This window comes from Kitasatospora griseola (genome assembly GCF_014648555.1).
GTDB classification, from domain to species: Bacteria; Actinomycetota; Actinomycetes; order Streptomycetales; family Streptomycetaceae; genus Kitasatospora; species Kitasatospora griseola.
Map to the genome: position 1 here is coordinate 85,386 of NZ_BMRI01000021.1, position 21,693 is coordinate 107,078.

General features: G+C 73.8%; 15 protein-coding genes and 1 pseudogene. 10 read left to right on the forward strand and 6 right to left on the reverse strand.

What is annotated here, in order from left to right; genetic code table 11:
* Positions 1 to 389, reverse strand: a pseudogene (locus tag IEZ12_RS38945) (glycoside hydrolase family 3 protein); the annotation flags it as partial.
* Positions 390 to 437: 48 nt separating this feature from the next.
* A complete protein-coding gene (locus IEZ12_RS24465) occupies positions 438 to 1,664 on the reverse strand; it encodes an MFS transporter (RefSeq protein WP_189274698.1) in 1,227 nt (408 codons plus the stop codon).
* Positions 1,665 to 1,903: 239 nt separating this feature from the next.
* Here IEZ12_RS24465 and IEZ12_RS24470 point away from each other — a divergent pair, with 239 nt between their 5' ends.
* Positions 1,904 to 2,557 (forward strand): TetR/AcrR family transcriptional regulator, encoded by a 654-nt coding sequence (locus IEZ12_RS24470; RefSeq protein WP_189274700.1) that lies wholly within the window; start codon positions 1,904 to 1,906, stop codon positions 2,555 to 2,557.
* 169 nt (positions 2,558 to 2,726) lie between these two features.
* Positions 2,727 to 4,124, forward strand: coding sequence for an NAD(P)/FAD-dependent oxidoreductase (locus tag IEZ12_RS24475; RefSeq protein ID WP_189274702.1), 1,398 nt, complete (start codon positions 2,727 to 2,729; stop codon positions 4,122 to 4,124).
* 59 nt (positions 4,125 to 4,183) lie between these two features.
* On the opposite strand, the gene IEZ12_RS24480 is transcribed toward IEZ12_RS24475, so the two are convergent.
* A complete protein-coding gene (locus tag IEZ12_RS24480) occupies positions 4,184 to 5,005 on the reverse strand; it encodes an NAD(P)H-binding protein (protein WP_189274703.1) in 822 nt (273 codons plus the stop codon).
* A gap of 105 nt (positions 5,006 to 5,110) precedes the next feature.
* Between IEZ12_RS24480 and IEZ12_RS24485 the strand changes: the two genes are divergently transcribed.
* On the forward strand, positions 5,111 to 5,548 hold the full coding sequence (locus IEZ12_RS24485) for a winged helix-turn-helix transcriptional regulator (RefSeq protein WP_189274705.1): 438 nt from the start codon (positions 5,111 to 5,113) through the stop codon (positions 5,546 to 5,548).
* Between the two features lie 41 nt (positions 5,549 to 5,589).
* Here IEZ12_RS24485 and IEZ12_RS24490 read toward each other — a convergent pair whose 3' ends face one another.
* The gene (locus IEZ12_RS24490) at positions 5,590 to 10,308 is read right to left on the reverse strand and encodes a multicopper oxidase domain-containing protein (protein ID WP_229847905.1); all 4,719 of its coding nucleotides are present in this window, start codon (positions 10,306 to 10,308) and stop codon (positions 5,590 to 5,592) included.
* 298 nt (positions 10,309 to 10,606) lie between these two features.
* Between IEZ12_RS24490 and IEZ12_RS24495 the strand changes: the two genes are divergently transcribed.
* Complete coding sequence (locus tag IEZ12_RS24495) at positions 10,607 to 11,272, forward strand: response regulator transcription factor (protein WP_043908309.1); 666 nt, start codon at positions 10,607 to 10,609, stop codon at positions 11,270 to 11,272.
* Positions 11,262 to 12,260, forward strand: coding sequence for a sensor histidine kinase (locus IEZ12_RS24500; protein ID WP_189274707.1), 999 nt, complete (start codon positions 11,262 to 11,264; stop codon positions 12,258 to 12,260). Before IEZ12_RS24495 ends, IEZ12_RS24500 begins: the two co-directional genes overlap by 11 nt.
* A gap of 10 nt (positions 12,261 to 12,270) precedes the next feature.
* Here the strand turns inward: IEZ12_RS24500 and IEZ12_RS24505 are convergent, their stop codons facing one another.
* A complete protein-coding gene (locus tag IEZ12_RS24505) occupies positions 12,271 to 14,220 on the reverse strand; it encodes a glycoside hydrolase family 5 protein (protein WP_229847907.1) in 1,950 nt (649 codons plus the stop codon).
* A 349-nt stretch (positions 14,221 to 14,569) separates the two neighbouring features.
* On the opposite strand from IEZ12_RS24505, the gene IEZ12_RS24510 reads away from it, so the two are divergent.
* The 3 genes from IEZ12_RS24510 to IEZ12_RS24520 all read left to right on the forward strand — a co-directional run bounded on the left by IEZ12_RS24510 (position 14,570) and on the right by IEZ12_RS24520 (position 18,328).
* The gene (locus IEZ12_RS24510; protein ID WP_229847909.1) at positions 14,570 to 15,715 is read left to right on the forward strand and encodes a PP2C family protein-serine/threonine phosphatase; all 1,146 of its coding nucleotides are present in this window, start codon (positions 14,570 to 14,572) and stop codon (positions 15,713 to 15,715) included.
* Positions 15,716 to 15,774: 59 nt separating this feature from the next.
* Positions 15,775 to 17,589 carry an AfsR/SARP family transcriptional regulator gene (locus IEZ12_RS24515; RefSeq protein WP_229847911.1) on the forward strand — a complete coding sequence of 605 codons (1,815 nt, stop codon included), beginning with the start codon at positions 15,775 to 15,777 and terminating at the stop codon, positions 17,587 to 17,589.
* A gap of 223 nt (positions 17,590 to 17,812) precedes the next feature.
* The gene (locus IEZ12_RS24520; protein ID WP_229847913.1) at positions 17,813 to 18,328 is read left to right on the forward strand and encodes a GNAT family N-acetyltransferase; all 516 of its coding nucleotides are present in this window, start codon (positions 17,813 to 17,815) and stop codon (positions 18,326 to 18,328) included.
* 45 nt (positions 18,329 to 18,373) lie between these two features.
* On the opposite strand, the gene IEZ12_RS24525 is transcribed toward IEZ12_RS24520, so the two are convergent.
* Positions 18,374 to 19,567 (reverse strand): alpha/beta hydrolase family protein, encoded by a 1,194-nt coding sequence (locus IEZ12_RS24525; protein WP_189274713.1) that lies wholly within the window; start codon positions 19,565 to 19,567, stop codon positions 18,374 to 18,376.
* Positions 19,568 to 19,735: 168 nt separating this feature from the next.
* Between IEZ12_RS24525 and IEZ12_RS24530 the strand changes: the two genes are divergently transcribed.
* Together IEZ12_RS24530 and IEZ12_RS24535 are read left to right on the forward strand one after the other, a co-directional pair.
* A complete protein-coding gene (locus IEZ12_RS24530; protein WP_189274715.1) occupies positions 19,736 to 20,863 on the forward strand; it encodes a sensor histidine kinase in 1,128 nt (375 codons plus the stop codon).
* Entirely contained in the window at positions 20,860 to 21,549 is a 690-nt protein-coding gene (locus IEZ12_RS24535) for a response regulator (RefSeq protein WP_189274717.1), read from the forward strand. The genes IEZ12_RS24530 and IEZ12_RS24535 overlap by 4 nt, the downstream gene beginning before the upstream one ends.
* The last annotated feature ends 144 nt before the right edge of the window (positions 21,550 to 21,693 follow it).

The following is a 21,693-nucleotide window of genomic DNA, read 5'->3' on the forward strand; positions in this document are numbered from 1 at the left end:
CAGGCGGAGAACGCGCCGGCCCGGATCGAGGCGCCGATGTTGGCGGTGAAGGAGTGGCGGGGGTCGGTGGAGAGCGTGACCGGGATGCCGAGCCGGGTGCCGTGGGCGATCTCCTGGACGGCGTTGTGCCATTCGGCGATCCGGCGCGGCTCGGCGGTGCCCACCAGGTTGAAGTGGCTCAGGCCCTGGTCCCTGATCAGGCCGGTGGTGTCGGCGGGGAAGTCGCTGTCGTCACCGTCCTCCACGGGCCGGCCGTCGGCGTGCATCGGCAGCATGGTGTGGAACATCAGGCCGGCCTTCTCCTGCGGCGTCATCCGGCCGAGCAGGTCCTCGACGCGTTCGTCCACCGGCCGGGCGGGGTCCTGGTAGGGAAGGGCGGTGTGGTGCATGGTGGTTCTCCGAGTACCGGGGGGGGTGAGGGTGAGGGTGAGGGGCGGTCAGCGGACGCCGCGAATCGGGACGACGGCGAGCGCGCCGCCCAGGATGATCAGGGCGCCGGCCAGGTAGAGCGCGTCGTAGCCGGCCAGGCCGACCACCGCGGAGGCGACCAGCGGGGCGAGGATCTGCGGCCCGGCGTTGGCGATGTTCAGCACGCCCAGGTCGCGGGCGGCGTCGGCGGCGCTCGGCAGCACCTGGGTGACCAGGGCGGTGTCCACGGCCATGTAGCAGCCGAAGGCGATCCCGGCGAGCACGGTGTACAGCAGGATGCCGGTCCAGGTGGGCATCAGAACGGGGACGGCCATGGTGGCGGAGGCCAGGACGCAGGAGACGGCGATCAGCGGCTTGCGGCGGCCGAGCCGGTCGGACAGCCAGCCGCCGAGCACGGTGGCGGCGAGCGTGGAGACCGCGTCCACCGGGGCGAGGTAGGTCTGGGCGCCGGGGGCGTCCATGCCGTCGGGGAGCCGGATGTGGTCCTGCAGGATGTAGAACTGGAACAGCGAGACGGCGAAGAAGCCGAGCATCATCAGGAACCGGCCGATGAACGCCCAACGGAAGTCGGCGACCTTCAAGGTCTCGGCGAACGCGGCGAGTTGGCGGCGCAGCGGGACGGGTTCGGTCTTCGTCGGGCGCCCTTCGCGGACCAGTGCGGCGAACAGCACGGCGGCGAGTGCGATGACGGCGCCGATCAGCAGGTAGCCGGTGCCGAGCGAGTCGGGGACGAAGCGGGCGGCGAGCAGGATGCCGACCACCGAGCCGATCGGGGTGCCGATGCCGACCATCGCGGAGGCCACTCCGCGGCGTTCGGCGGGCACCCGGTCGGGGACCACGGCGGTGAGGGCGGCCTGGAAGCAGTTCATGGTGGCCTGCACCAGGCACCAGACCAGGGTGACCAGCAGGACGGTGCGGACCTGGCCGAGCAGGGCGAGCGCGCCGAAGGAGGCGAGGCCGCCGCCGAGGATCCACGGGTTGCGGCGCCCGGAGCGGTCGGAGAGCAGCCCGGCGAGCGGGTTGAACAGGGTGGCGAACACGGCGGCGACGCCGGAGACCAGGCCGAGGCTGCCGACCTTGCCGTCCGGGTCGAGCAGTTCGATCTGGGCGGGCAGCAGGACGCCGCCGACCCCGAGGTAGACCAGGTACAGCGCGGAGTTGCCGAGGGTGAGCATCGGCAGCAGCGCCCGGCCGGCGGCTCTCGGGCGGTCGACGGCGTCGTCGGCGGTGGTCATGACCGGCCTCCTGGGGTGGCCACGGTCCCGTGCGGCGGGAGGGTGAAGGGTGGGGGTGCCCCGCGCGCAGGGTGCGGCACGGCGAACGGACGGCACGTCAGGTGGCCGTCCGACCGGAACGGGCACGGCGGCGGGGCCGGACCAGCAAAGCACGAAAACCGAGTGGTCAGTAGGTATTCATTTTGTGACCTGGATCACACCGAACGGGGCTGTGCGGCGCGTTGGCTAAGGTGGCAGCCATGGACGTGAAGCACGAGCCGGCCCGCCGCGGCAGCTACGCGGTCGGCGACGAGCGCCGCACCCGCATCCTGGACACCGCCGTCGCGCACTTCGCCCAACTCGGCTTCCGCGGCACCTCGTTGGCCCGGATCGCCAAGGACGCGGGCCTGACCCAGGGCGGCCTGCTGCACCACTTCCGCACCAAGGAGGCGCTGCTGGTCTCGGTGCTGGAGGCCAGCGACGAGAACGACATCGAGCAGTTCTTCGCCGAGGAGTGCGCCACCGTCGCCGAATGGTTCCACCGCCTGGTCGACCTGGCCGCCCACAACGCCGACCGGCCCGAACGCACCCGGATGTTCAACGCCCTGGTCGGCGAGTCCGGCGACCCGGAGCACCCCGCGCACGCCTTCTTCACCCGCCGCTACCGGACCCTGACCGCCGACGCCGCCCAGTCGCTGCACCGCGGCGTGGACAGCGGGGAGCTGCGCGCCGACACCGACTGCCCGGCCGAGGCCCGCCAACTGCTCGCCGTCATGGACGGGTTGCAGCTCCAATGGGTGCTCGACCAGTCCGTGGACATGCCCGGCCAGCTGCACGCCTACCTGGACCGGCTGTACCGGGCGCTGTCCACCGCCGGCACGCCGCTGCCGGACGCCGCCCGCCCGCGCGGCTGACGGCCGGACGCGACAGGCGGTCGCCCACCTGAGTCTGCGGCGTCCCCGGCGCGCTTATGTCAACGCCATTGACGTTGGACGACGGCGAACGGTCTGATGACGGCATCCGGGTCCCGCAACCCCGCTCCGGGGCCCGGAATCCCCCGTGCACCGTCGAAGGAGCCCCGCCATGGCCGACCCCGTCCACGCCCTCCGGGACGCCCAGCCCGTACCGTTCTGGCTGGACTCCCCCGACCGGCCCGAGGCCGAGCCCGCACTGGTCGGCCAGACCCGCTGCGACCTGCTGGTGGTCGGCGGCGGCTACAGCGGACTGTGGACCGCGCTGATCGCCAAGGAGCGCGACCCGTCGCTGGACGTGCTGCTGATCGAGGCCCGCGAGGCCGGCTGGGCCGCCTCCGGGCGCAACGGCGGCTTCTGCGAGGCCAGCCTCACCCACGGCCTGGCCAACGGCCACCAGCGCTGGCCCGGCGAACTCGCCGTCCTGGAACGCCTCGGACAGGCCAACCTCGACGCCATGCAGGAGACCGTCCGCCGCCACGGCATCGACTGCGACTGGCGGCGCAGCGGCTCCCTCAGCATCGCCACCGAGCCCCACCAGGTGGACGAACTGCGGGAGTTCGCCGAGCTCGCGGCCCGCTACGGCAGCCACCTCGACGTCCTCGACCAGGACGCCGTGCGCGCCGAGGTCGACTCCCCCACCTTCCTCGGCGGCCTCTGGGACCGCGACGGCGTCGCGATGCTCGACCCGGCCCGCCTCGCCTGGGGCCTCAAGCGCGCCTGCCTCGACCTCGGCGTCCGCATCCACGAGCACACGCCCGCCACCGCCCTCGCCGAGACCCCCGGCGGCGTGGCCGTCCGCACCCCCTACGGCCGGATCGCCGCCCGCCGCACTGCGCTCGCCACCAACGCCTTCCCGTCGCTGCTGCGCCGCCACCGGCCGTACACCGTCCCGGTCTACGACTACGCGCTGATGACCGAGCCGCTGACGGACGCCCAACTCGCCTCCGTCGGCTGGCAGAACCGGCAGGGCTGGGCCGACAGCGCCAACCACTTCCACTACGTGCGGCTGTCCGCCGACAACCGGATCCTGTTCGGCGGCTACGACGTCGTCCACCAGTACCGCGGCCGGGTCAGCGCCGAGCGCGACCAGCGGCCGGAGACCTTCGCCACCCTCGCCCGGCACTTCTTCCGGACCTTCCCGCAGCTGGCGGGCCTGCGCTTCACCCACGCCTGGGGCGGTGCGATCGACACCTGTACGCGGTTCTCGGCGTTCTTCGACCTGTCCCACCGCGGGAAGGTCGCCTACGCCGCCGGCTACACCGGGCTCGGCGTCGGCGCCACCCGGTTCGGCGCCGAGGTGATGCTCGACCTGCTCGCCGGGGAGCGCACCGAACGCACCGGGCTGGAGCTGGTCCGCCGCAAGCCGCTGCCGTTCCCGCCGGAGCCGGTCCGCTCGGTCGGCATCGGCATCACCCAGTGGGCCCTCACCCGGGCCGACGCCAACGCCGGGCACCGCAACCTGTGGCTGCGCACCCTCGACCGCTTCGGCCTGGGCTTCGACAGCTGACCGAACACCCCGGCACGGCCGGCTCGCGGGCAGGTGCGCACCCGCTCGCGCCCTCGGGTTCACCCGCTCGCGGCTCGGCGCGACGCCGAGGCCGCGGCGACTGCAACGGCCAGCGGGTCCGTCAGTGGGCGGCCGAGGAGGTTAGGGAGGTCGGGGCCGGTGGCCGACAGGAAGCCGTGGCGGACGGCGGTGGCGATGGAGCTGAGCATCGGGGGCTGGAAGGGGAGCAGGCCCGGGGCGGTGTTCAGGAGGCGGTCGCGGTAGGCGGCGAGGTCGAGCGTGCGGTGCGGGACGGCGAGGGCCGTGGCGACCCGGGTCGCCGTGATCGGGGCGCCGACGAGGTCGTGGACGAGGCCGGTGTGGGGGGTGGGGTCGGCGGCGACGGTGGCGGCGGCCTCGGCGAGGTCGGTGCGGGCGACGGCGGCGAGGGCGCCGTCGCCGAAGGGGGATTCCAGGCCGTCGGAGGTCCAGGCGAGCAGGCCGCCGAAGAGTTCGGCGTAGAGGCCGTTGCGCAGGATCGTCCAGGGCAGGCCGCTGCCGCGGATCAGCCGTTCGGTGGCGCGGTGCGCGGCCGCGAAGGCGAGGTGGTCGCCGGCAGTGGTGAGGCTGGTGTAGACGACGTGGCCGACGCCGTCGCGGGCGGCCGCGTCGAGGACGGCGGCGTGCCGGGCGAGGACGATGTCGTCCTCCGCGTATCCGGCGGAGATCAGCAGCAGGGTGGTGACGCCGCGCAGGTCCAGCGTGGCGGGATCGTCGAAGTCGAGGTGCCGCATGCCCCCGGCGGGGGTGCGGCTGCCGCCCTGCGCCGGTACGCCGGCCAGGCGCAGCGCGGCGAGGGCGGCCGCGCCGAGGTTTCCGTTCGCTCCGGTCACCAGAATCATGATCGGTCACAGCCTTTCGCGCCGCCGGGTGCTGGTTCTCTTCGGTAACCAGTCGCTACCGTTGATCCTCGGCCGCGCGGCGACCGCCCACAAGGAGGCAGTTCGATGTCACTGACGCACACGGAGGTAACCACCCCCGCCACCTCCGCCACCCCCGCCGAGCTCGAACCGTGCGGGCGGCAGGACCATCCGGACTGCGGGATCCGGGACGTGCTGGACCGGATCGGCGACAAGTGGTCCGTCCTGGTGGTCGTCGAACTCGCGGGCGGGCCACGGAGGTTCAGGGAGCTTCAGCGCGCCGTCGAGGGCATCTCGCAGCGCATGCTGACCCTCACCGTCCGCCGTCTGGAGCGCGACGGCCTGGTGCTGCGCACGGCCTACCCGACCGTCCCGGCGCAGGTGGACTACCGGCTGACGGCGACCGGCGCGGGTCTGACCCATCTGGTGAAGGCGCTCGCCGACTGGTCGCTGGCCCATCGCGCGGCGATCGCGGAGGCCCGGCGCGCCTACGACCTGGCGCACCCGGAGAACGAGATCCGCTGATCCGGGAGGGCGTCGACCGCCCACCCTCCCGGGTCAGTTGCTCAGGCGGGGATCCGCCCGTTGGGGCTGACCGCCGCCGGAACCTGGAGCGGGTCGGAGACGGACTTCGCGGTCATGCTGGGGAACTGCCCGCCGTAGCCGGCGGTGTTGAGCGCGACCACCCGGTAGGCGTACGGGGTCGTCGTCGAGGAGGTCATGTCGACGAAGGTGCGGTCCTGGTGGGTGTTGGGCTGGTCCAGCGGCGAGGCGATCGTCCCGACGTCGGTCCAGGTCGTGCCGTCCGTGGAGCGTTGGACGGTGAACGAGGTCTCGTTGATCGAGTTGTCCCGCCAGCTGAGCTGCACCCTGGCGTTGCCGCCCTGGCCGATCACCGAGGCGGTCAGCCCGTCGGCCTTGGCGGGGGGCAGGACCAGTGATTCGGGCCGCATCATGTCCATCTCCTCGTGGCTGAGGATGTGGCAGTGGATGACGTACTCCCAGCCGAAGTTGACCAGCTGGTTGGTGATCGGCGCGGTCCCGTTGCCCTGCGGGTCGACGTTGTTGAACATCGAGGTGTCGCCGGCCGGCATCGCCGGGTCCAACAGTCGCACCGAGTTGGGCACTTCGAAGGGCGTGGTGGGCACCACCGGGCGCAGCGCGACGATGGTGTCCTCCAGTGGGCTCATCCGCACGGTGTCCTTCCAGCCGAGTTCGTTGGCGTCCGGCCGCAGGATGATGTTGTCCCAGGTGACCCGGTTGAGCACTTGGACGTCGTAGAGGTGGAAGTGCATCGGGTGGGTGTCCACCCCGTTGTGGGTGAACCGCCAGATCTGGGTGCCGTCGGCGGTCGAGCCGATCGGGGTGACCTTCGCGTCCGCTCTCGGCAGCGCGGTGCCGTCGATGAGTTCGGTCTGCGGGTTGATGTAGGGGTAGAGGGTGACGTTCTGGGCGCCCGGGGTGGGCGGTTGGGCCTCGACGCCGAGGGTGGCCTGCATTCGGCCGTAGGCGTCGAAGCTGGTGGCGTTCATCTCGTCGTGGATGGCCTTGGGTTGCAGGGTCAGGGTGCTCTTCGCGTTCGGCGCCTTGAGGGTGTTGAAGTTGAACGCCGTGGTGTCGTTGACCCGGACCAGTCCGTCGCAGGTCTTGACCGCGGTGTTGGCGGTGTTGCAGTTGCTGCCGGCCGCGAAGCTGGTGCCGTAGGCCGAGTTGTACGCGGCCTGTCCGACGATCACCGGGTTCTGGCCGGATTCGAAGACGCCGGAGCCGTCCGCGTGGTGGCGGAATGCGGCCTGGAGCTTCGACAGGTTGAACGCGGGGGCGGGGGTGGTGTCGGCGACGGTCACCTGCATGACGGTGCGGGTGTTGGGGCCGTAGCCGGGCATGATCTTCGGCGCCCCCGCGGGGGCGAGGTCGGGGGCTCCGGTGTAGTAGTCGTAGGAGGCGATCCGGGCGGGGTAGGCGGCGGGCGCGTCGTTGTAGAGGATCAGCGTCTTGCCCGCGAACTTCGAGAAGTCGACCAGCACGTCGGCCCGTTCGGCGGGGGCGAGGGTCAGTGAGTGCTTGTCGACGTTGCCCACGTCGAAGCGGGTCGGGTCGGTGATCCAGGTGGTCGGCTGCTGTCCGTCGATGACGGCGGGGGCGGGCAGGAAGCCGCCCTCGTTGGCGATCTGGATCCAACTCGGCCCGGCGGCGCTGTTGTTGGCGTCGACGGGGGTGGGCGCCACGTTGGGGTCGGTCTGCGCGGCCTTCAACTCATCGGGCTTCAGGGCGACTTCGGTGGTTCCGTCGCCCTGCTTCGGGTCGGCGGTGTACCACTGGAAGTTGAAGAACCGGTCGTTGGCGGCGTTGAGCATCTTCAGCCGGTAGGTCTTCGGCTGGACGGTGGTCTTCGGGTAGGCGACGCCGTTGACCAGGGGCGTGTCGTTGAACTGCTCCATGCCCATGGAGATGTTGGGGGTGCCGGGGATCTGCTCGGGCTCGCAGTAGGGAGCCGCCTGGTACTGCCAGGTCGTCGGGTCGTCGAGCTTGCAGTGCGGGTCGTGGTAGGGGTTGGGGATCGGCCCGTACGTGGTGTCGCCGGCCGGCGGCCAGAACCACGGCCCGTACATCCAGCGGCCGTAGGAGCTCATCCCGCTGGGGTCGCCGGGGTTCTGCGCCGGCATGTAGACGTGGTGGTACCAGAAGCTGCCCTTCCCGCCCCAGCGCTTGGCGTCCCAGGTCGGGTCCTGGCCGTAGGAGACCCGGTCGCCGCCCGCGTCCAGCTGGTCCTTGAGCTGGGCGTCGTCGGGGACGAAGGTGCGGTCCTGGACGAGCAGGGGCAGCGTCGACGCGGCGTCGGGAATGGTGCCGCTGCTGACCAGGGCCTTCTCGGTGTCGTCGGTGATGGTGTAGCCGGCGGCCTCGCCCGCGTACACGTTCAGCCGGGTGATGCCGTAGGAGTGGTCGTGGTAGAACATCAGCCGCGCGCTCTGCTGGTTCGAGTAGTAGAACGTCGAGCAGCCGTCGTCGGCGGCGGCGCACAGCGTCGCGCCGGCCGGGTCCACCATGTCGGGCACGTTCTGCACGCCGACGCCCTGCGGCCAGTCGGTGTGCTCGCCCGCGGGGGTGATCCACTGGTGCGGGGTGCCGTCGCTGATCCACGGGGTGATGCCGCCGTGCAGGTGCAGGGTGGCGCGGTTGTCGGTGTAGCAGCCCGGCTTGGCGTCGGTACAGGCCGGGTTGCGGACCTCGTCGGTGACGGTGGAGCTGTTGCCGGGCGCGGGCATCGTCATCGGGCCCATGCCGGCGCCCATCCCGGTGCTGTCGACGGGCAGGAACAGGTCGCCGGCGGCGCCGGTGGGCAGCAGGTTGCGGAACACGATCCGCACCGGCCGGTCCTTGGTGGCGGCGATCAGCGGCCCCATCCACTGCGGCGCGGCGACGCCGGTGTACGGCAGTTGCTGCCGGGTGCCGTCCATCAGCTCGTTGTACAGCGGGACCTTGCGGCCGGGCACCGCGTCCGTGGAGAGCTGGACGTAGCCGCGCACCAGGGTGGGCGGCAGGTCGGAGGAGAACCGGGTGCGGTACTGCACCAGGCCGATGACGTACTGGTCGGCCTGCTTGCCGCTGGTGGTGACGGTCTCGGGCACCGCCTCGGGGATGAACTTCGCCGCCGGGTCGGTGCTCGGGTCCGCGAGCTGCTGCACGTCCGGGCAGCCGGCGCCGTTCGCGCCGGGGTTGCAGGTGGTCGGCAGCCGGTCCTGGAACTTCTTGATGCCGGGCGTCAGGTAGCCGGCGCCCGGGCTGGTGACGGTGACCGAACTGATCGCGCCCAGGTTGGTCACGGCGCTCGCCGCGGCCCCCGAACCGCCGTTGCCGGTGGGGTCGGTGACGGTGACGTCGGGCGTCGAGGCGTAGCCGGTGCCGGGCGTGTCGACGGTGAGCGCGAGCAGCTTCAGGCCGCTGGCGGCGGCCGCCGGGGTCGCGCCGGGGATCGGGTCGGCCAGCGTGCCGTTGCGGACGGTGACGCCGGGCGCGGCGGTGTAGCCGCTGCCGGGGTCGTCCACGGTCACCTTGGCGACGCCGCCGGACGGGGTGAGGTCGGCCGGGTCGACATGGCCCTTGGCCACCGTGCCGTCCGGCTGGGCGGGCAGGTCGAAGTCGACGGTCGGCATGGTGTAGCCCGCGCCGCTGTCGGTGACGTTCACGGCCGCCACGCCGCCGGAGGCGATGGCCGCGGCCCCGCTCCCGCCGCCGCCGGTGACGGCGACCGCGAAGCCGCCGTAGCCGCTGCCGCCCGCGCCGACCTTGTAGTCGACGACGCTGCGGGTCTGCTGGACGGCGGCGGTGGCGGTGGCCGCCGTGGTGCCGCCCTCGACGGTGACGGTGGTCGCGCCCTCGACGTAGCCGTGGCCGGGCGTGGTCACCTCGATGCTCGCGATGCCGCCGGTGCGCGGGTCCACGGTGGCGGTGGCCTCCGCGCCGCTGCCGCCGCCGGCCAGGGCGACCTGGGCGCCGAAGGAGTACGTCCGGTCCTGGACGGCGTAGCGCTCCCAGCCGGGCGCGCCGACGGTGACGGTGGCGTCCTTGACGGGGGCGACTCCGGTCGGCGGGCTGGTGCTGCTGTCCGCGCCGGCCGGGTACACCAGGGTGTCGGTCGGGTGCGCCACGCCGGTGTCGACGGGGACGCCCTCGCCGTAGAAGGCGATCAGGTCACCGGCCTGGACGGGCGTGTCCGGCATGTCGTACGCGGTGACCTCGCCGCCGGGGGTCCCCGACGCGGGCACCGTGCGCGGTCCGCTGTCGGCGACCACCGTGTACTGGTCGGCAGTGCCGGTCGGGCGCAGCACGTAGCCGTGGAACAGGCCGCCCTCGGAGCCGGTGGGGCTGCCGCCGGGTTCGGTCTGGTTCCAGCTGCGGAAGCCCTTCAGGGTGCCGGTGGGCAGCGGAGTGCTGGTCAGAACGACGAACACCGGCCCGAGTTGGCCCTTGGGGGTCGCGTAGTCGGTGGCGTAGGCGCGGGCGGTCAGCGGGTTGCCGACCTGGGCGGTGGTGGCGCTGCTGGTGATCGAGACCTTGGCGCGGGACACCGTCAGCGGGCTGTTCGCCCAGTTCGGCCAGGGGCCGAAGTAGTGCGGGACCTTGGTCGCGTCGGTCGGTCCGGCCGGGGCGGCGGCCGCCGATTGGGGCTGTGCGGGCGGCAGTCCGAGCAGGGCTGCCGCCACCACTGCCCAGACGCCGGCCATCGCGGTGAGGGCCCGCCGCGTGCGGCGCGGCGGCCTCGTTGTCTGGCGCGTGAACACGCCGTTTCTCCTCCCTGTCGGCACCCGGCCGCCGTCGCGCGGGTCCGTCCCTTCCGGCGCGGCGGACGACGGCGGGTGCCACGGGGGTGTGGACGGCCGTGCCGCCGGCCGGCCACGAGCTGCGGCGGATGCGGCCCCCAGTGTGCGGACGGCCCGCGGACGGGCCGGGGAAGATGACAGTCTTGTCATGAGGACGTCATGACGGCACATCAGCTCCGCAGACCACACACAAAGTGCGATAATCGTCCGCAACTTGGGCGTGATCGGCGTCCGGAGGGCGGGAGGGGCAGCACCGAGCATGGCGCGACTGCTGGTCGTCGAGGACGAGACCCGGCTACGGGCCTACCTGACCCGCACGCTGAGCGCGGACGGCCACCTCGTCCAGGGCGCGGGCTCCGGCCCGGAGGCCGTCCACCGCCTGCGCGAGGACCCGTACGACCTGGTCGTGCTCGACCTGATGCTGCCCGGCTTCGACGGCTTCGAGGTGATGCGCCAGACCTTCGAACTCCGCCCCGAGCAGCGGGTGCTGGTGCTGTCCGCCGTGGTGGACGTCGCCACCCGGGTGCGCTGCCTGCGGCTCGGCGCCGTGGACTTCCTCGGCAAGCCGTTCGCCACCGCCGAACTGGTCGAACGCGTCCGCTCCCGGCTGCGCACCGCCCCCGTCGGCGCGCCCCAGCGGTGGCTGCGCGTCGGGGACGTCGCACTCGACCTGGAACGGCAGGCGCTCGGCATCGACGGGCGGCAGATCCCGCTCTCCCACCGGGAGTTCATGCTGCTCGGCCACCTGATGCGGCAGGCCGGGCAGGTGTGCAGCCGGCACGAACTGCTGGCCGGCGTCTGGGGCTGCAGCGACGACCTGGCCAGCAACGTGGTCGACGTGACGGTCCGTCGGATCCGCGGCAAGGCTCCGCGGCCGATCATCGAGACGGTGCGCAACGTCGGATACGCGTTCAGTGCCTGCTGACCGCGGCGTACGCGACCGCGCGCTCTTCGCGGGCTGGGTGCTGTTCGTGGCCTGCACCCAGCTGGTGCTGCTCGTCGAGCCCCACCTGGAGACGGTGGCGTTCCACCTGGTGTGGATCAGCATGTCCATCGTCTACGGCTTCCAGGCCTGGTCCGCCCGGCGGACGGCCGCGGTGCTCACCGCCGTCACCCTGGTCACCGGCGGCACCATGGCCGGGTACGCCCGGTACGGCCACCTCGGCTGGGACGAACTCGCCGAAGTACCGCTGATGGCCCTGGTGTTCCTCGCCATGGCCTGGCACGTGCGCCGCCGGGCCGCGGCCCTCGCCGAGGTCCGGGCCGCCGCCGAGCGGGAGCGCCGCGCCCAGCAGGACAAGGAGCTGTTCGTCCGCACCTGCTCGCACGAGATGCGCACCCCGATCACCGTGGCCCGCTGCTACGCGGAGCTGGTGCAGGGCGAACTGCCCGCCGGGGCCGGGCGGGAGGACCTCGACGTGGTGCTCGACGAACTCGACCGGCTCGCCCGGCTGTCCGGCCGGCTGCTGGTCCTGGCGGACGCCTACCACCCCGCCGCGCCCGAACTCGGCCCGGTCGACCTCGACGTGCTGGTGCACCGCACCGTCCAGCGCTGGCGGCCCGCCACCGACCGCCGTTGGCACCTGGACGCGCCCGCCGTGCGCGTCGAGGGCGACGAGTCCCGGCTGGAGGCCGCCCTCGACGCGCTGGTGGAGAACGCGGTCAAGTACACCGCCCCCGGCGACGCCATCACGCTGCGCTGCCGCACCGCCGGCCACGGCGCCGAACTCGACGTCGAGGACACCGGCGTCGGCTTCGCCCACTCCCCCGCCACCGGCCTGTCGGGCACCGGCCTGGGCCTGGCCATCGTCCGCGCCGTCCTCGACGCCCACGCCGGCGACCTCAGCATCTCCCCCGCCCCGCACGGGGGTTCGCTGCTCCGGATGCGCCTCCCGACGGCGCTCCCGCAGTGAGACCGACGGGTCAGTTCAGCGGGCGGCACAGCAGCGCGTCGGGCACGCCGCCGTGGTTCCACTTCCAGGTGTAGGCGACGCCCGCCAGGTACTCGTTGTCGGCGCACTGGCCCTTGTAGTAGCCGGGCGCCCAGTCGCTGGCGGCCGAGCCGCCGGTGGCGGGCCGGTTGTCGCCGCCGTCGAACCACACGTTGCGCCCGGTCAGCGGCAGCGCGGCGGCGGAGGGCGCGCACAGCAGCGCGGACATCGCGTTGCGGTTGACGCTGTAGCCGACGGCGAAGGCGTTGTCCGGGCACTGGAGCTTGTTGTAGCCGCTCGCCCAGTCGCCGTGGGTGACGTAGCGCTCGTCGGTGACGGTCGTCCAGGCGCCGGCGCCCTTGGCGGGCCGGCCGGCGTCGGTGCACAGGCCGCGGCTGTCGCTGCGGCCGAGGCCGACCAGGCGCTGGGTGTCGGGGCAGTTGCCCTTGCGGTTGCCGGGTGACCAGTCGGGCCCGGCCAGCATGGTGGCGGAGGTGTTGGCGTCGTAGTGGTCGAGGTTGAGCATGTTCCAGCGCGGGCCGTCGGCGACCGGCCCGCTGCGGGCGGGGGCGTCGATCAGTTTGCTCCAGTCGGCGGCGCGCCAGTCGCCGGGGTCCATGACGCCGAGCCGGGCGCCGTTCGCCGCATAGTTGACCATCGCCCAGTTGTCCTGCGGCGTGCCGGTGGAGTCGCTCCAGCCGACCAGCGGCCAGATCGCGAAGTCGGTGTCGTTCCGCACCAGGAGGTCGGTGAAGGTGTCGAACCAGGCGCGTTCGCGGGCGTCGACGGGGCCGCGGCCGGCGGCGCCGAACTCGCTGATCCACACCGGTGCGGTGAAGTGCTGGCCGGTGCGGGTCACGAACAGCGCCTCGTCGTCGACCGCCTGGGCGAGCTGGTCGGGGGTGAGTTCCTCGTAGCGCGGGTCGTGGGTCTCGCCGGTGCCGGTGGCGCCGGTGTGCCGGGGGCCGGTGTAGCCGTAGAAGTGCGCGGAGTAGACGAGTTTGTCGGAGCGGATCAGGGTGTTGGACAGGGTGGCGACGGGCGTGAGCGTCGGACGCCAGTGCGGGGTCACGTCGGTGGGGATGCCCTGCCAGTTGATGCCTTCCATGACGATCAGCAGATCGGGATCGGTCCGCAGGATCCGGTTGCCGGCGTCCTCCAGCGCCTGGTTGAGGTCGTGGTCGTCGCCCCAGCCCCAGTTGGCGTCGTTCCAGGTGTCGCGGCGGACCTCGTTGCGCAGGTCGGCGCCGACCACCCGCTTGTCGTCCCGGTACCGCTGGGCCAGGAACACCCAGTCGTCGATCCACTGCTGGGTGGACTGTCCGCTGTTCCAGCGTTCGTTGCCGTCCAGGCCGCAGCAGAACCGGTAGCTGGTGGTGTGGTTGTTGAGGATCACCGCGAAGCCGTCCGCGGTCAGGGCCGCGACCACGGCGTCCATCACCTGCAGCGGCGTCCTGCCCCTGAGCTGCGGGTTGGCGGCGACGGCGGAGTCCGGGACGGCGGCGGTGTCGTGGACGAGCGCGTTGGCGAACGGCAGCCGGATGCTGTTCAGGCCCATGGTGTGGAAGTCGGCCAGGATCCGCGCGATCGGCGTCCGGTCCAGGCCCAGCGGGATGTTGTTCGACAGCTGCCGGGCCTGGTGGTTCGCCGGGTCGCGGACGTCGCCGCTGCCCTGCCAAGTGCCTTGCGCACCGGCCCAGTTGCCGGACTTGAGCTTGAACCGCTCGCCGTTCGCGTCGACGACGTAGCGGCCCCGGGTGGACAGCGGGCCGGTCCAGGAGGCGGCGAGCTGCGGGCCGGTGAGGACGGGCGCCGCGGTCGAAGCGGCCGCAGTGGGGACGGCCGCGGCGGACGCGACGGGGGCGAGGGCGCCGAGCAGGAGGGCGGACGCCGCGAGGAGAACAGCGGACGCGCGCCCGAGCGCGGTGGTGCGAGGTTTCACGGAACGCTCCTGACGAGGGGGGAGAGGTGCGTCGGACCTTGCCGTGGTGCGGTGGTGACGCCGGGTCGGCCGTCGAGGCCGCCGGAGGCGGTGTCCCCGACGGTGTACCGCCGGGCGGGCAGGAACATGCCGACCGGCGGCGTGACGGTCGCCACGGCGCCGGCGGACTCGCGGCGAACTCCGCTGCCGGGCCCGCCCGGCAGCGGTGCGATCGGGCCCGCGAGCGCGCCGCCCCGCGGTCGGCTTCGGCCGCGCAGCGGTGTGGCGCGCCCCCACCGGCCCCTCCGGCGCGGGAGGATGCGGGCGGTCGTGCACGCAGCGGTGCGCGGGCGGGCGGGAGGAGCACGGGGTGCGGAGCGACCGCGAGGCGGACGGCGCGGGATACGGGGTCGGCCGGGTCGGGCGGGCGGTGTCGCTGGGGACGGCCGCCCTGATGTACTGCGTGATGGTGGGCCTGCAGTTCGCGCCCGACGGCTGGCAGACCCCGTCGGTGGTGGTCGCGGTGCCCGCCCTGGTCTCGATGGCCTTCCCGCCGGCGATGATCGTGGCGTCGGCGGTGCTGGCGATCGGCACCCGCTGGGCCTTCGTGCCGGACGAACCCGGCCGGGTCGGCGCCGCGATCGGCACCACCGGGGTGATCGCCATCATCGCCGCGCTGGGCATCTACCTGGTGCACCGCCGCGAGCAGGCGGCCGCGCACCTGGTGGAGATCAGCTCGGTCGCCGAGGCCGCCCAGCGCGCGATCCTGCGCCCGCCCCCGCCCGTCGTCGGGCCGTTCCGCATCGCCGCGGCCTACCGCGCCGCCGCTCAGTACGCCCGCGTCGGCGGCGACCTGTACGCGGTGGCCGACACCGCCTACGGCGTCCGCGCCCTGATCGGCGACGTCCGCGGCAAGGGCCTGGACGCCGTCGCCACGGCCGCCGTCATCCTCGGCTCGTTCCACGAGGCCGCCCAGGACCACGCCCGGCTGGCCGACCTCGCCGACCGGATGGACACCAGCCTGCGCCGCCACCTGAACGACTCCGAGGCGTTCGGCACCGCCTTCCTGGTCGAGATCACCGCCGACGGAACGACCCACGGACTGTCCTGCGGGCACCCGCCGCCGCTGGTCCTGCGCGGCACGACGGTCAGCGAACTCCCGGTCTCCCCGCGGCCGCCGCTCGGCCTGAGCAGCCTGCTCCCGCTCCCCGCCGACGACCCCGCGCCCGCCGTCCGGCTGCGCCCCGGGGACACCCTGCTGCTGTACACCGACGGCCTCACCGAGGCCCGCGCCGCCGACGGCTCCTTCTACCCGCTGCTCCCCCGGCTGGCCGCCCGCCTGGCGGCGCACCCCGACGACCCCGACCCCGCGCCCCTGCTGGCGTGGCTGCACCGGGACGCCCGGGCCTTCGCCACCGGCGGCGCCGACGACGACGCCGCCCTGCTCGCACTGGCCTGGCCACCCGACCCGGCGCATCCCAGAAAGCTGGGATATCCCGGGCCCGCATCCCTCTGACAGGCTGATCTGTCATGGACGCACGCAGCAACGGTGCACCGTGCGCACGAGGAGGTTTCGTGGTCGCCGCCCCGAATGGCCGCTCCGTCACCGTCCCCACCACCGCGGTCGCCGCCCGCCCGGCGCTGCGGTTCCGCCTGCTGGGGCAACTCACCGCCGAGACCGACCGCGGCCCGCTCCACCTCGGCTCGTTCAAGCAGCGCGCCGTGCTGGCCGCCCTGCTCGGCCACCCCAACACCCTGCTCTCCACCGACCTGCTGACGGAGGCGGTCTGGGAGGACGAGCCGCCCCGCTCCGCCCGCAAGAACCTCCAGGTGTACGTCTCCGGCCTGCGCGGGACACTCGGCGCGGACCGCCTGGTGCACCGCCCCGGCGGCTACGAACTCCAGGTCTCGGACGAGGAGTTGGACGCCCAGCGGTTCGACGCCCTGGTGCGGGCCGGCCGGGAGGCGGCGGCCGGGCAGGCGGACGAGCGGGCCGCCGGGCTGCTCGGCGAGGCGCTGCGGCTCTGGGACGGCCCGCCGCTGCCCGGCTTGCGCCACTCCTCCGTCCTGCGGGCCGTCGCCGAGCGGCTGACGTCCCGTTACCTGGGCGCGGTCGAGGACTGGGCGGAGGTGGAACTGCGACTCGGCCACGCCGCACCCGTCGCCCACACGCTCGCCGACCTGACGGACCGTCACCCGCTGCGCGAACGCCTGCAGGCCGTCCACCTGCTGGCCCTGCACCGGGCCGGGCGGCGGGCCGAGGCCCTGGCCGCGTTCGCCCAGCTCCGCCAGCAGCTCTCCCGCGAACTGGGCCTGTCACCGGGCCCCGAGCTGGAGGCCTGTCACCGCGAACTGCTCGCCGACCGCCCCGCACCGCGACCCGCCCGCCGCACCGGGCGGACCGTACTGCCGCCGGACACCACCGCGTTCACCGGCCGCGAGGCCGAGACGGCCGAACTGGTCCACGCGGTGCGCCGCGCCGAACGGCCCGTGGTGCTGACCGGGCCGGTCGGCGTCGGAAAGACCGCCCTGGCGATCCGCGCCGCCCACGCGCTGCGCGAGGACTTCCCCGACGGCCGCCTCCTCGTCCGCCTGAGCGACGCCTCCGGTCACCCCCGCGAGCCGCACTCCGTCGCCGCCGACCTGGCCCGCCTGCTGACCCCCGACGACCGGCCGCAGCCGGCCGACCCCGCCGACCCGGCCCGGACGCACGCCCGCTGGCGCGAGTGGCTGGCCGAACACCGGGCGCTGGTCGTCCTCGACGGCGTCGCCGACGAACGCACCGCCCGCGCCCTGCTCCCGCCCGACGGCCCCGCCACCGCCCTGGTCACCGGCCGCACCGCGCTCCCCGGCCTCGGCGCCGCCCACCGCATCGACCTCGTTCCGTTCACCGCCCCCGAGGCCCTCGCCCTGCTGTCGCTCCTGGTCGGCGCCCACCGGGTGCACGCCGCCCCCGCCGCCGCCGAACGCCTCGTCACCGCCTGCGGGCTGCTCCCCGCCGCGGTCCGCCTGGCCGGCTACAAACTCGCCGCCCTGCGCCACCTGCCGCTCGCCGAGTTCGCCGACCGCCTCGCCGACCCGCACCGCGCCCTGGACGAACTCGCCGTCGGCGAGACCCGCCTCCGCGACCGCCTCGACACCCAGTGGCACGCCCTCGACCCCGAGCAGCGCTGCACCCTCACCCGCCTCTCCCACCACCCCTGGACCCCCGCCTTCGACCTCGCCCACGCCCGCCGGGCCCTCGCCCTGCCCCCCGCCCCCGCCCTCGCCGCCCTCGAACGCCTCATCCTGGCCGGCGTCCTGCTCTGCCCCACCGAGGAGGTCTCCGCCCACACCGCCCACTACGCCCTCCCCCGCCTCACCCACCTGCACGCCCACCTGCAGCCCTGACGCCACGTCAACTCCGTGATCGCGCCGGCCGGGTGGGACGGCGCGGGTCGAAGCGGACGCGGCGCCGGGCAGCGGCTGTTCGGGTCCTGCCGATTCCTGCTCGGTGGTCATCGGTCTTCGATAGTGTGCAGAAATGCTTTCTGGTGATGCGTTACGGACCGGTTGGGTCTACGAACGGGCAGTCGACGGTTTTGGGACGGTCCGTCTGCGTCCGGTGGATCCCGTGGAGGATGTGGACCTGATCCACGCGTGGGTCACGGAGCCCCGGGCGAGTTTCTGGGGCATGGGCGAACTGACCCGCAGTCAAATCCTGGGCATCTACCGCCACTTGGACGCCCTGCCCACCCATCGGGCGCACCTGGCCTACCGTGACGACACCCCGGTGGCGCTGTTCCACACCTACGAGCCGGCCGACGACCGCATCAGCGCGTGCTACCCCGTCAAACCCGGGGACGTCGGCATCCACCTGCTCCTCGGCCCCACTCCCGGCGCCGCGGAAGCGGGCTTCACCAGCGTGCTGTTCCCCGAACTCCTCAGACACGCGCTCACCGGCCGCAGCCGCATCGTGGGTGAACCGGACGCCCGCAACGCCAAGGTCCTCGCCCGCCTGGAACGGACGGGCTTCACCCTCCACCACGAGATCCTGCTGCCCGCGACCACCGATCCCGAGTTCACCCAGGCCGAGAAGCTGGCCCGGCTGGTCTTCTTCACCCCCGACAAGCTGCCCGCCCGCTCCTGACGTCGCACCCCGGCGCCCGGACGGGCGGGACCGGCGCCAGGGCGTTCACCGGGCGTAGTCGACCTCGGGGAAGTCGGGGGAGGGACCGTCGAGCAGCCGCCCCCGGTCGCGGAGGTGGAGGTCGAAGAAGGCTCGCGGGTAGGCGCGTTGGAACGCCTGTGCGCGGTGCCCGGGGATCGTCCCGACCTCCTCCTCCAGATCGGCCGGTGACCTGCCCAGGAGCGGGGCGATCAGCGGCAGGATCAGCACGTCGTCGCCGAACGAGTGGTGCGCGGCTCCCCGTACGGTCAGGTGCAGGCGCCAGCCGCGCAGGTGCGACCAGAACGCGCGCAGGGCGGGGTTGTTCTCCATGCCGCCCTTGCCCGGGGTGTCCACGACCAGGAACGGACGGTCGAGCCCGGCGTCCACCACCGGGCCCGCCGCGCCCCCGTCCAGGCTCGCTCCCGCCGTGATCCGCCCGTCGGCGAGCATCGTCGCGGCGGTGGTGGCGCCGCCCAGGGAGTGGCCGATCATCCCGACGCGCCGCAGGTCGAGCGCCCCGCGCAGGCCGGTGGGCAGCGGGGTGCGGCAGACGCCGGGCCGGCCGCCCGAGCGGAGGACGGCGAGCCGGTCCAGGACGAAGCGGATGTCGGCGGTACGGACCTCAAGGGCCTTGGCGTAGTCGCTGACCCCGCCCAGCGGATTCGTCTCGACGCGTCCACCGGGGAAGGCGACCGCCGCCGCGTCGTAGGTGTGGTCGACGGTGACCACCACGAAGCCGTGGCTGGCGAGGTCCTCCACGGCGCCGGTGCCGAACGACCGTGACGCGTCGGCGCCGGGAGAGTAGAGCACGACGGGCAGGGGGCCCGGTGGGCCGCCGACGGGAGCGCCTTCGTGGCCGTGGGTGCCGCCCAGCCGCACCCGGCCGGGAGGCAGGCCGAGGAGGCTCAAGTACCGGTCGGCCGCCGCCGGCGGCATCCAGGGAGCGGTGGGGCGGGCCGCGCAGTCGCGGGCGGGGTACCAGACGCTGATCATCAGCTCACGGCAGGGGCGGGAGGGCACCCAGGGGTCCGGCCGCGTGGTGTCGACCAGGTGCAGCGCGATCGTCCCCAGCGGGTACGGTCCGTTCGGGGCGGGCAGCCGGAACCGCACGGGTTCTTCCTCCTGCCCCGGTCGCGCGACGGCCGCCGGCGCGAGCGGACCCGGGATCATGGCGGCGGCCAGTGCGGCGCCCGAGGACAGCAGTGTTCTCCGATTCATGCGCTCCACTGTTCCGTCCGACGAGCCCGGCGGCTTCGCCCCCGGGGACGAACCCGGTGTCAGCCCAGGAGGGTACGACGGGCATCGGCCGCGCGGATGACTCGGCCCGCGGGATGACGTCCTCCGGGCTGACGGGCCGCGGGCCCCCGCGTGGATAGCGTGGCCGGCATGGGCGACGGGGAGGCACGGCCGCTGGTGGCCGGACGTCTGCGGGACGGGCAGTGGCACGGCGTGGACACGGTCGCGGCCGTGCTCCTCGCCCTGGCGTTCGGCGCGAGCGGGACGCGGAGCGGTGGCTGGGGCGCGGGAGCCGTGGCGGCGCTGGTCTGGCTGCCGGTCGCGGTACGGCGCAGCCGGCCCGTCGGGGTCCTGTACACGGTCCTGGCCGGAGCGGTCCTCGCCATGGCGTTCACCGGCTGGGAGGAGTCCTGGCTCCCCGTCGGGGTCGCCCTGTACACGGTGGCGGCGCGGGAACCGCGGCGCCGGTCCGCGACGGCGCTCGGCTGCTCGCTGGGCGCCGTCGCGGCGGCGATGGCCCTCGTACCGCGACCGGTCCCGGCCTCCGGGGTCGCGGGGGACGTCGTCTTCGCGTCCTTGATGATGGCCCTGCCCTGGCTGGTGGGCACCGCGCTGAGGGAGCAGCGGTCGTACGCGGAACTCGCCGCCCGGCAGGCCCTGACGGACGAGCGCCTGCGGATCGCCCGCGAACTCCACGACGTGGTGGCCCACCATCTGACGGTCATCGCGGTACGGGCCGAGGTGGCCCGTGCGGTGGCCGCCACCGACCCGCAGGAGGCCGATCGGACCCTCGCCCTGGTCGGGACGGCGGGCCGGACGGCGCTCACCGAGATGCGCCGCATGCTCGGCGTGCTGCGATCGCCGGGCGACGGGGCCGAGTTGGGCTCCGCTCCCGGGCTGGCGGACCTGCCCGCGCTCGCGGACGGCGCGGGCCCGCGCGTGGAGCTGTCCGTCGACCCGGGCCCGCCGCTCCCCCCGGGTGTGGAACTGGTGGTCTACCGGATCGTTCAGGAAGCCCTCACCAATGTCGTCAGGCACGCGGGATCGGCGGACTGCCGGGTGCACCTGTCCCGGACGGATCCCGAGGCGGTCGGGATCGAGGTCGTCAACGACGCGCCGGCCCGGACCCCGTCCCGGCGTCGCGGCGGCGGGCACGGACTCGTCGGGATGCGGGAGCGGGCGGTCATGTGCGGCGGGACCCTCTCCGCCGGCCCCCTGGCGACGGGCGGGTTCCGGGTGCATGCGCGGCTGCCCTGCGGATCGGAGGCGGCACGGTGAACCGGCCGGTCCGAATCCTCGTCGCCGATGACCAGGCGCTGTTGCGGGCGGGCTTCCGCCTGCTCATCGACAGCGTGCCGGACCTCACCGTCGTGGGCGAGGCCGTCAGCGGCGAGCAGGCCGTCGAACTCGCCCTGCGGCTGCGGCCCGACATCGTGCTGATGGACATCCGGATGCCGGGCACGGACGGTCTGGAGGCCACCCGGCGGATCTGCGCGGACCCGGAGGCCGTCGGCACCCGTGTGCTGGTCCTCACCACGTTCGACCTGGACGAGTACGTGTACGCGGCGCTCCGCGGCGGGGCCAGCGGATTCCTCCTGAAGGACATCCTCCCCGCCGACCTGCTGACCGCCCTGCGGGTGGTCGCCGCCGGCGACGCCCTGCTCGCGCCCGCGGTCACTCGCCGTCTGATCGGCGAGTTCGCCGGACGCCACGAGCCGCGCCCGCACCTCGCCCTGGACCTGGCGGGCGTGACCCCGCGGGAACGGGAAGTCCTCCGCCTGGTGGCCCGGGGACTGCCCAACCCCGCGATCGCCGAGCATCTGGGGCTGAGCGTCGCGACCGTCAAGACCCATGTCCGGCGGCTGCTGGCCAAGCTCCACGCCCACGACCGGGCCCAGATGGTCGTCATCGCCTATGAGACGGGCCTGGTCACCGCGGGTGGGAACCGCCCGCCCACCGGCTGACGCCCCACCGGCCGGGGCGGTGGACCCGAACGGGAACTCCCCCGGGCAGCCCGGCGCCCGCCCGTTGTACCGACCCTTAGGCGTTCCTGTACCGGCCCGCAACCGCCGTCCCCCACAGTCCAGTTGACACTCGCTCGGACGGAG

Coding starts and splice junctions, on each gene's coding strand:
- IEZ12_RS24465 (WP_189274698.1), bottom strand. CDS start 1,664: ATGACCACCGCCGACGACGCCGTCGACCGCCCGAGAGCCGCCGGCCGG.
- IEZ12_RS24470 (WP_189274700.1), top strand. CDS start 1,904: ATGGACGTGAAGCACGAGCCGGCCCGCCGCGGCAGCTACGCGGTCGGC.
- IEZ12_RS24475 (WP_189274702.1), top strand. CDS start 2,727: ATGGCCGACCCCGTCCACGCCCTCCGGGACGCCCAGCCCGTACCGTTC.
- IEZ12_RS24480 (WP_189274703.1), bottom strand. CDS start 5,005: ATGATTCTGGTGACCGGAGCGAACGGAAACCTCGGCGCGGCCGCCCTC.
- IEZ12_RS24485 (WP_189274705.1), top strand. CDS start 5,111: ATGTCACTGACGCACACGGAGGTAACCACCCCCGCCACCTCCGCCACC.
- IEZ12_RS24495 (WP_043908309.1), top strand. CDS start 10,607: ATGGCGCGACTGCTGGTCGTCGAGGACGAGACCCGGCTACGGGCCTAC.
- IEZ12_RS24525 (WP_189274713.1), bottom strand. CDS start 19,567: ATGAATCGGAGAACACTGCTGTCCTCGGGCGCCGCACTGGCCGCCGCC.
- IEZ12_RS24530 (WP_189274715.1), top strand. CDS start 19,736: ATGGGCGACGGGGAGGCACGGCCGCTGGTGGCCGGACGTCTGCGGGAC.